This is a genomic window from Dyadobacter sp. BHUBP1 (assembly GCF_050587785.1).
In the GTDB taxonomy this organism is placed as follows: domain Bacteria; phylum Bacteroidota; class Bacteroidia; order Cytophagales; family Spirosomataceae; genus Dyadobacter.
The window spans coordinates 93,020-103,808 of sequence record NZ_JBOBIH010000013.1 but is presented as its reverse complement, the minus strand read 5'-3'; the positions used below and the strand labels follow the sequence as shown (position 1 = coordinate 103,808).

Genomic DNA, 10,789 nt, shown 5'->3' with positions numbered 1-10,789 from the left:
GGGAATTGATTAAAATTCAATCGTATAATTTCTAGCCGTCGACTTAAGTCGACGGGAATCGATTGGATATCAAGCGCGAATTAATCACCAATCGATTGATTAATAGCCGGGATTTTGTTTGAGTTGCGGCGACGAGTTCAGTACCGTTTGTCCGATCGGGAATATTTCAGTATGATTGTCAGCGTCCGGGGTTTTGTCCCACCAGGTACCTTTGTTGAACACGCCCCAGCGGATCATATCCGTGCGGCGACGGCCTTCTACGAGGAATTCGCGACCCCATTCATCAAGCATTTCCTGGTCGGTAAGCTGGCTGCCGTCGGCTTTGTATAAGCTTGGTGAACCAGCCGGATAGTTGCGTTTGCGGACAGCATTCAGCAATGCGGCGGCACCTGCTTTGTCACCTGCCCGGTATTTACATTCTGCCAGTGAATAGTAGATTTCCGCGAAACGGATCTCTGCATAGGCCGACGAGATCTTGTTTGCATCGTCGCTCGGATAGAACGGGTACTTTACCGGGAAAATACCCGAGTTGTTATCCGCATTGTTCATGTTCGACGTCTTGTCGGCGATCGGTGTACCCGGTTTCGCATCGAGAAACTTGCCTACCTGGTCACGGAAATACAATGCGTATGGTCCTTTGAAACCGCGGACGGTGTCGGGCTTGCCGGCCGAATTGGTATAGGTCAGGTAGCCATGCAGGAACATTCCCTCGCGCTTGCTGTTGCCCAGGTTTTTGTACTTTTTCAAGCGAACATCATCCGGGTACTTCTGGAACTTCACGAATGGCTTGCCCAATGCATGCGGATATTCCTTTCCGTCGACGTCGAGGCCGGGCTGCATGGCATATTTAGGATTGGCATTCCCAAAATCAGTGAATCCGAAATAACTCGGCGCCAGGTTGGGCAGCATCCAGAAATACATTCCGCCATCATATTGCCAATGCGTAAGCCCGAAACTACCCGGAAAACCGAATACCGTTTCTTTGGAAGTCGCATTGTTATAATCGAATGGTGCGTCCCAGCGCGATTCGAGGGCATAAGTACCATATTTACCGTCGATCATTTCCTGGCAGAGCTTCGCGCAGTCGGCAAAACGGTCGGTACCAGTGTACACTTTCGAATTGAGATACAGCCGCACCAGCAAAGATACCGCCCCGCCCTGTGTCCAGCGACCTACCGCATTCGCTCCAAGACTTTGTACGGTCGGCAGTTTCGGCAGCGACTCTTTCAGCTCCTGCTCGATGAATGCGAATGCCTCCTGGGGAGTCACCTGCGGTCCGCCGGTGGTTTCGCCTTTCACCTTCGTCACGATCACGATGTTCCGATAGAAATCGAGCAGGCGAATGTTCAACCACGCGCGGAGCGTGCGCAACTCGGCGATCATGCCATCGAGCTCCGCCTGGGTCATGTCGAATTTGGAAGGGTCTTTGATTCCCTGCAAATCTTCCAGGGAGTTGGTCGCCAGGGTCACGCCGCCGTACAATGCATTCCACGGATCTGCCGTGAAGCCGTCATTAGGCGTCCAGGTATGATAATGCACGCGCTGGAACTGCCCGCCGTCGAACCAGTCGCCCTGACGGTTGGGAGTCATAATCTCATCGGAGCTGTTTTCCTGCAACATAAACGTGTTACCACCCTGGATGCTCCAATAGCTGTGTTCGAATGCACGCAGGAAGTCGCGGGTCACGTCTTCACGCGTTTGAAGGAAGTTATCGGAGGTGATCCTGTCGTAAAGTTCCTCGTCCAAATTTGTACAGCCCACCGTAGCCAGTAACAGCATGCCAGCACCGATTCTGGATGTGCTTTTCAATATATTAATGCTTTTCATTGTATTTCAAAATGTTAGAAGGTAAGCTGAACACCCAGCAACAATTGGGTGGTCGACGGGTAGTAATCGAGCGTACCGTTGTTATCCGGGTTTTTATTCACACCAGGGTACAGGCCGTTCACGTTGATCAGGTCGGGATCGCCGCCGGTGAACTTCGTGAAAGTCGCCAGGTTACGGGTAGTCGCGTAAATGCGCACCGATTGCAGGAATTTCGTCTGAACCGGTTGGGTATAGCTTAGCGTCACGTTATCCACTTTCAGGAAACCGCCTGGTTCCAGGAAGTAATCCGACAGCGTCGAATAGGTCGAAGGGCTTGTCAGTTTCGAGTACTTACTGCCGTCATAAGCTGATTTCAGCACATTGGCATTCTCCTGTGTCGCAGGCGTTCCCAGGTAAAATGCATAGGTATTGAACAACTTATAGCCGAACGCACCGCGCAGGAACACGCTCAGGTCCCATTTTTTGTATTTGAAACTGTTGGAAAGACCCATTGTAAACTTCGGCAGCCCGTTTCCAACAAACTGCTTGTCGTCATTCGTCGCCTGGTTACCCGGTATTACTTCCCCCTTTTTGTTGTACACCAGCAATGCGCCCTGCTCGTTCACTCCGGCCGATTTGAGCGCATAGAAGCTGCCGATGCGGGTATCTTCCTGCAAGCGCTGCAATGTACCCGGGCTACCCGGAGCCGGCATGCCAACTACATCCACATATTTCTGCCCTTTGAAAAGCGCATTGGAAAATGAAACGAACTTGTTGTTGTTATAAGCGCCTGTGAAACCCAGATCATAAGAAAAATCACCTTTATGAAGTACCGAGGCATTCAATTGCAACTCTATGCCGGTGTTACGCATGGTACCCACGTTCGCAAAAGTCTGTCCCTGAATGTTCGGCGGGTTGGATACATTGTAATTACCTAACAAATCGCGGTTGGTACGGATATAATAGTTCAGGCTACCGGAAATCTTGCTGCCGAAAAGCTCAAAATCCAGACCGGCATTGAAGTTAGCCGCCTTTTCCCACCGCAAATCGTAGTTGGTGTTCTGGCTCGGGCCCCACACCTGGTAGTTGATGCCATTATATAGGTAATACCCATAGCCGCCGTAGGTATCAAGCGAAAGATAATTACCGAAATCCTGGTTACCCGTCTCGCCGTAATCCGCACGCACTTTCAGCTCGTTCAGCCAGGGAATGTCTTTCAGGAAACTCTCCTGGGTCGCACGCCAGGCCACGGAAGCTGCTGGGAAGTAGCCCCATTTGTTGGAAAAACCGAATTTTGAGGAACCCTCGCGGCGCAAGCTGGCCGACAGGTAATATTTCTGGTCGAAATCGTAGTTCAAACGACCGAAGAACGCGATCAGTTTAGAAGTGTTTTTGTAAGAGCCCACATTGTTGATCCCCTGCTGCAAGTTCCACAAACCGCTGCCCAGATTATTATAGGTCAATACATTGGAAGGAAAATTCTCGTTTTTCGCATTGAAACCCGACGATGTGAAATACTGAAACGAGTATCCTCCGAGCAGTTTCACGGAATGCTTGTTCAGGTCCAGGTAATAGTTACCGATCCACTCGAAGCTTTTCTGGTCGTTTTCCTCCAAAATCTGCTCGCCTGTATTGCGTTTGCTGCCATTGATAACGGTCGTCAGCGTCGAAGGCGTAAACAAATACCTTCGCATCGAAGAGTTCACTTCACCGATCGTCACCACCGTATTCAGGTTTTCGAGGATATTGATCTTCGCTGACCCATTCATATCCAGGAGCTTGTACTCCCGGTCCGATTTGACGCCCTTCGCGACTTCAACCGGGTTGTTGGCAAAAAATCCGGATGTCAGATAGGCATACTTGCCGGCTGAGTCGCGCACAGAGAGCGTCGGGTTCAGGGTCAGTGCGTAATTAAAACCGCTGTAATCGGCATCGCTGTTTTTGGTATAGCGCGGCGCAGCGGTAAATGCCAGTTCGACGAGGTTATTGGCCGTCTTGTGGTTGATATTGATCCTTCCGCCATATTCCCGCTTGCTCGAACGCAAGTCAAGACCGTTCGCATCGCGGTAATCGAGGGAAGTGAAATAGTTGGTTTTGCCGTTACCTCCCGAAAATTGGAGCGTATGCTTATGCGAAAAGGACGGATTGCGCTTCACCTCGTTCATCCAGTTGGTGTTACCGCCGAAGTCGACCCCGCGCTTGTGTGCGAGGAAATCGTCTTTCGAATGCACTTCCAGCTGGTTGGTGGCCCAATCGAATGTCGTGTAACCGTCATAAAATATACGCGAGGTTTCCGAGCCCTTTTTGGTCGTGATCACGATCACCCCGTTGCTGCCCCGCGTACCGTAAATAGCCGATGCGGCTCCACCTTTCAGGACGTCGATCGACTCGATCTCATTCTGGTTAATGTTGTCGATATTACCGCCCGGCACACCGTTAATCACAAATAGTGGCCCAAGGCCCGCGCTGCGTGACGACGCCCCGCGCAACTGAATGTTGGGCGAAGAGTTTGGATCGGCGGCAGCCGTGTTGGTCACCGAAAGTCCTGCTACTTTGCCCTGGATGGCCATCAGCGGATTGTTACCACCCACCCGAAGCAGGTCCTTGCCCGAAAGGTGCGTAATGGCACTGGAAACCTCTTTTTTATTCAATGAGCCGTAGCCGATCACGACCACTTCGTTCAGGGTTTTCTGGTCTTCCGCCAGATTAACTTCCAGGTAAGTTTTGCCGGCCAGGGGTATTTCCTGGGTTACATAGCCCACATTGGAAATCACCAGCGTGGCATTGGCATTACTCACTTGCAGCTTAAATGTTCCATCGGGCTCCGAGACAGTCCCGTTATTGGTTCCTTTTTCAAGAATCGCTACCCCTGGCAACACGTCCCTGGAATCCAAAATTTTACCCGAAATTTGCACGGCATTTTGCGCGCTGGCTTGCCAGGCCGAAAGTATCAGCAGCAGACAGCCCAGCCAGGCAACTGCCCGTGCCAGGGAATGCCCGACCGGCAACAGGCGTCTGCCCTGGCCGGTAGATTTGTATAATTTCATTTTCATGAAGGATAGTTAGGTGAAAGGCTCCGCAGCGTTGTTACTTTTTAACTATAATATTGGATTAATTAAGACTGCTGCGAAGTTCAGGGTTTACCAGATAACGGGATGATCGTTTTGTCTCAATTTTGAATCAAAATGTCTCACCCCTGATTTTTATGATTTAACTAAGATTTTAGTGGATATCTTTACATAATGGTTGTGTCGGGTCGTGTTTTTTTATGTAGCTTAAATTGGTGAGAATACTTGTTTCCATCCTGCTTTTCCTCTCTGTTGCCACACAGGCTATTGCGCAGGATATCCCGTTCTATTTCAGGAATTACCAGGTTTCCGACGGCCTTTCGGGGAATGCCGTAGGCGAGATGGTTCAGGACAAAAAAGGCTTTATGTGGTTTGCGAGCCGCAATGGCCTCAACCGCTTCGATGGCCATAGTTTCCGGGTTTTCCAGAGTATTGCCGGCGATTCGCTGAGCATCGGCAGCAATTCCATTTTTGCATTATACGAAGATACCTCCGAGAAACTGTGGGTAGGCACGCACCGGGGCGTGTACCGATACGATCCCGTCGCCGACCGCTTCGATCCGTTCAAACTGATCCCTGCCGGCGAAGTGCTCGAAATCCGCGGCGACCGCAATGGCAACATCTGGATCATCTCCGACCGCACATTATACCGCTATCATGTCCGAACGGGTCGCGTGGCGCGCATCAGCCTCGGCAACGACCAGCCGGTTTCGCTGCATGTATCGCCGGCCGGGGAGGTGTGGGTGGCGTGCAACAATGGCGTGGTGCGACATTACCAGCAGGATACCGGCCGTTTCGAGGCGTTCGACCTGGGAGAAATGTCAGGCGTCAGGGATATTTACGGCTCCACTACCGTGCACGCAGTGGGCGATACGGCATTGCTGATCGGGACGATGAAGAAGGTGCTGCTGCTAAATTTTGCCAAAAAACAGATCCGTAACCTCACAGCCGCCCATTTGCCGGAGGGGGACGTTCAGGTGCACACCATTTTCCAGAAAAGCGACCGCGAGTTCTGGCTGGGCTCCGAATCGGGGCTGTACATTCTGGACCTGATCTCGGGCCGCTCACAGCACATTGTGCGTGAGCAATTCAACCGCTACTCCATTACCGACAATATCGTCAACTCCATCCTGCGCGACCGCGAGGGAGGGATATGGATTACGACGCAGTTTGGCGGCATCAATTACTACTCGACCCAGTTCAACAACTTCCGCAAGTTTTTCCCGAAACCCGGTAACAGCATCAGCGGCAGCATTGTACACGAGATTACCAGGGACAAAAACGGCTATTTGTGGATCGGTACCGAGGATGCGGGTCTCAACCGCCTCGACACCCGGACAGGCCATTTTAAAGCATTCCTGTCCGATGGCCGGTCGGGAAGTATTTCTTATCGCAACCTGCACGGAATGGTCGTCGACGGCGACGAGCTTTGGATAGGCACCTACGAGCACGGCCTCGATGTGATGGACTTGCGCACTGAGCGGGTCGTCCGGCATTATAACCTGACATCCAGCCCCAGGTCGCTGAGCAGCAATTTTATTGTAACCATCTATAAAACGCGCTCCGGCGATATTCTTGTGGGCACATGGGGAGGCCTTTGCCGCTACAACCGTGACACCGACGATTTCACACGGCTGCCGTTCTTCAATGGGCAAGTCCAGAGTATTCACGAGGACGATGAGGGGACAATCTGGGCGGCGAGCTACGGCGGCGGAGTCCGGTATTTCAATCCGAAAACACAGAAAAAGGGGCATTTAGAATATAGTACCAACCGCCCCGGCAGCCTGCCCGACAATTACGTCAACAGCATTTACCAAAGCTCCGACAAGAGCATCTGGCTCTGCACCGAGCACGGCCTTTCACGCTATAATCCTCAAACGGGCCAATTCCGGAACTACCGCAAGACCGACGGCCTGCCCGATAACCAGGTTTTCCGTATCCTGGAAGACAATGCGGGTAATTTCTGGATCACCACGTCGCGCGGGCTCGCGAAACTCGACGGCCGCACCGACCGTTTTACCAACTTCCACATGGGCAACGGCCTTCCTACCGACCAGTTCAACTACAACTCCTCGTACAAGGACACGGACGGCACGCTGTATTTCGGCACTGTGGCGGGTATGGTGGGCTTCAAGCCCTCCGAATTGCTGCGGAACGCATTCGTACCACCGGTTTACATTACCCGGTTGCAGGTCAATAACCGCGATTTCGATATACGGCAGGAGGACGCGCCGCTGAAACAGTCGATCATGTACGCCGACGAGCTTACCCTGCCTTACCAGAGTTCCAGCCTGAGTTTCGATGTGGCGGTGCTGAGTTATGTCATTCCCGAACAGAACTCCTACCAGTACCAGCTCGAAGGCCTGGCCAAAGAATGGGTGCCGTTCCATGGTAACCGGCGCATCCATTTTTCGAAACTGCCGCCGGGCGATTATACCTTAAAAATCCGCGGGGCCAACAACGACGGCCTTTGGAACAACCGCGAAACCAGGCTGCGCATCACCATTCTGCCGCCTGTTTGGGCCACCGGCTGGGCCTGGCTGTTTTATGTAGCGGTGGTAGTGAGTATTATTGTGGTGATTTTCCGTTACTATTTTCTCGCCCTCCATGAGAAAAGCCGGCGACAGATCGAGACGATCGAAATGGGGAAAGAGCGGGAGATTTATAATGCCAAGATCGACTTTTTCACCAATGTGGCGCATGAGATACGCACGCCGCTGACACTGATCAAAATGCCGCTCGACAAGCTGCTGGCGAGCAGGAAATCGGATCCCGAAATGATTGAGAGCTTGAATATGATTGATAAAAACACCTCCCGACTGATTGATCTGACCAACCAGCTCCTCGACTTCCGCAAGGCCGAGGCCAATAATTATAGCCTTAATTTTACCAAAACCGACATTAACGACCTGCTGAGCGACGTTTTCTCCACGTTCCGTCCGGCCGCCGAGCAAAAGCAGCTGCAATACAAGCTCGAACTGCCGCGCATTACCTTGCAGGCGTTTGTGGACGAAGAGGCTTGTAAGAAGATCACGAGTAATCTCTTGAATAATGCCATCAAATATGCTGAAAGCAGCGTCAAAGTGAAGCTTTCGCCGTTCAACAGCGACGACCTGCTATTTCACATCGAGTTCACTAACGATGGCCCATTAATCGTCTATGACGACCGCGACCGCATTTTTGAACCGTTCTACCGCGCCCAGGGCAACAGCAAGGAACAAGGAACGGGCATCGGCCTCCCGCTCGCGCGCTCCCTCGCAGAACTGCACAAGGGAACGCTCGAACTGAAACGCTCCGAGCTCGACCAGAACACTTTCCTGCTTTCGATCCCCATTCACCAGGATTATGAATTGGATTTGAACAAGGACACCGAAGGGCCTGCGGAGGTCGAAAACGCTCAGACAACCGGGCAAGCGAACCCCAACAAACCGAATGTGCTGCTGGTAGAAGACAATACCGAAATCCTGGGGTATCTGGGTCGTGAACTGGCGCTGGAATACAACATTTTCAGGGCCGCCGACGGGCGGCAGGCTATTGATCTCTTGCAGGAAGAAAATATCCACCTGGTGATCAGCGACATTATGATGCCTGTGATGGACGGCATTGCATTATGCCGCGAAATGAAAAACGACGTCCGTTTCAGCCACATTCCGATTATCCTGTTAACCGCCAAAAACTCGATCAGCTCGAAAATCGAAGGACTGGAAGTGGGTGCGGATGCCTATATCGAAAAACCGTTCTCGCTCGATCATTTGTCGGCGCAAATCAGTAACCTGTTGCAAAACCGCGACATTATCAAGGACTACTTCGCCCGCTCGCCGCTTACGCACATTAAGGGTATTGCATTCTCGCGCGCGGACAAGGATTTCCTTGAACAGCTCAATGCCATTATCACAGCCCACATCGCCGACAGCGACCTGGACGTGGATATGCTTTCTTCCAAAATGAATATGAGCCGCCCTACGCTCTACCGGAAGATCAAGGGGATTTCCGACATGACGCCCAACGAACTGATCAATCTTTCGCGCCTCAAAAAAGCAGCTGAGCTGCTGGCGGAGAAGAATTACAAGATCAATGAGGTGGCGGACATGGTGGGGTACAGCGTACCGACCAACTTCTCACGCGATTTCCAGAAACAATTCGGCGTAAGTCCTTCCGGCTATGTGAATGCGTTGTAAGTTTTGAATGAGTGAAAGATTTACCGGCAATATCATTTCCCGGTTTGGGTTGACAAAATCGAGTGTGGTCCATAGGTTCGAGCGCTTTGACATCGTGACAACGAATCGTCCCTCATTTAAGACCGAGGACGACGGACGAGGAAGTATTGCCATGGTTTTTATTAAAAATGAATGCTACCGTTGGTTTTTGTCTACGATAACAATCATTGACAGTGGGGCTCCAGACACTTCCGGATCCCATAACTATGTAAAACACGAGAAAAATTATGTAGAAAATTTGGCAGACAAACGGTGATCTTTGCAGCGTTGAAAGCTGTCTGTCCTGCTCATGAAAGGTTGCATATTACTGGTGCTCACGATCTTCTGCCTGCTCGTTTCGGGCCGGCCGGGTTACGCATGCGGTAGCAAACACGCCTTCGTTAAAAAAGAGATCAGGCACGCACAACCTCGCCGCAACAACTGCCACACCCATCATCAATCGGGTCATTGCAAACAATGCATGCATCACTGTGGCGAGTCGGGCTGCGACTGTGCACACCCTGCTACGTCTCTTGCAGAGAAAGCTCAGGCCCTCGATCTCTTCGAAAAGCCATTTGATGCAGTGGGTAATAATATTTGCTGGTTTTTCCGGCAGGCCATTCCCAAGCCCGTCTATCTAGCCCTCTGGTTGCCTCCCAATATAAGCTGCTAGGCTCCGTACAGCCACAGGTATGCCTGCCACAGGAGTGCCTGCCACAGGTATGCCTGTCCGGGATTGCTCACCTGCTTTCCCGGGATCATTAAAACTTTTTAACAGCTTAAACCTATTTCCGATGAAATCAATAAAAATATGGATGGCAGTGGTATTATTGCTATCCGCCGCGCTGTCGCAGGCGGCGATCAAAAACGCAGTGACTGAAAATGTAAAAGTGAACGGTTCCTGTGCGTTGTGCAAAGCGCGTATCGAATCGGCCGCTTTCGAAAAGAACATTTCCGAAGCGAACTGGAACCAGGAAACGAAGGTTGCCTCCGTCACCTACGACAGCAAAAAGACTTCACTGGACGCCATCCTGAAAAAGATCGCATTGGCCGGTTTCGATAATCAGACTTACCTCGCGCCTGACAAGGCTTATGCCGAACTGGAAGCATGCTGCCGGTACGAACGCACAGGTAAAAGCGAACCCGCTGATGTAAAACCAGCTGCACACGAACACTATGCGACGGGCAATGCCGCAGCCCAACCCGCCGAAGCCGATCCGCTGAAACCGGTGCTGGAAGCCTACTATGGGATCAAAGACGCATTGGTAGCTTCGGACGGCAATGCAGCCTCTTTGAAGGCGGCCAGCCTGGTTAAAGCGATCAAGGAAGTGAAGATGAACGAGCTCGGCCACGAGCAGCACAATGTATGGATGAAAGTGATGAAAGACCTGGATTTCGATGCGGACCACATTTCTGAGACCAAAGATGTGGGCCACCAGAGAGACCATTTCTCATCGCTTTCGGAGAATATGTATAAGGTGATCAAGGCGGCGAAACCTGCGGAGCCGGTGTACTACCAGCATTGCCCGATGGCCAAAGAAGGGAAAGGGGCGAACTGGCTCAGCCGAATACCCGCCATCAAAAATCCCTACTATGGTGCCCAGATGCTGAATTGCGGCAAAACCACCGAAACGCTCAAATAGTCGAAGGTTGTCCCGGCAAGCGTTGTACACCGACGCTTGCGGGACAGCATTCTCTTCCTTAATCAACGCACCTTTT

5 protein-coding genes are annotated in these 10,789 nt (G+C 51.7%); 3 read left to right on the top strand and 2 right to left on the bottom strand.

The window, feature by feature from the left end:
• Positions 1-99: 99 nt before the first annotated feature.
• Positions 100-1,827, bottom strand: a complete 1,728-nt coding sequence (locus tag ACQ4MZ_RS29885) for a RagB/SusD family nutrient uptake outer membrane protein (RefSeq protein WP_430851450.1) — start codon at positions 1,825-1,827, stop codon at positions 100-102.
• Positions 1,828-1,841: 14 nt separating this feature from the next.
• Positions 1,842-4,853: a SusC/RagA family TonB-linked outer membrane protein gene (locus tag ACQ4MZ_RS29880; RefSeq protein ID WP_430851448.1), complete on the bottom strand. Its 3,012-nt coding sequence runs from the start codon at positions 4,851-4,853 to the stop codon at positions 1,842-1,844.
• Between the two features lie 236 nt (positions 4,854-5,089).
• Here ACQ4MZ_RS29880 and ACQ4MZ_RS29875 point away from each other — a divergent pair, with 236 nt between their 5' ends.
• The 3 genes from ACQ4MZ_RS29875 (at position 5,090) to ACQ4MZ_RS29865 (ending at position 10,713) form a co-directional block, all read left to right on the top strand.
• Entirely contained in the window at positions 5,090-9,052 is a 3,963-nt protein-coding gene (locus ACQ4MZ_RS29875) for a hybrid sensor histidine kinase/response regulator transcription factor (RefSeq protein ID WP_430851446.1), read from the top strand.
• Between the two features lie 328 nt (positions 9,053-9,380).
• A complete protein-coding gene (locus ACQ4MZ_RS29870; RefSeq protein WP_430851444.1) occupies positions 9,381-9,743 on the top strand; it encodes a hypothetical protein in 363 nt (120 codons plus the stop codon).
• Positions 9,744-9,864: 121 nt separating this feature from the next.
• A complete protein-coding gene (locus ACQ4MZ_RS29865; protein WP_430851442.1) occupies positions 9,865-10,713 on the top strand; it encodes a DUF3347 domain-containing protein in 849 nt (282 codons plus the stop codon).
• The last annotated feature ends 76 nt before the right edge of the window (positions 10,714-10,789 follow it).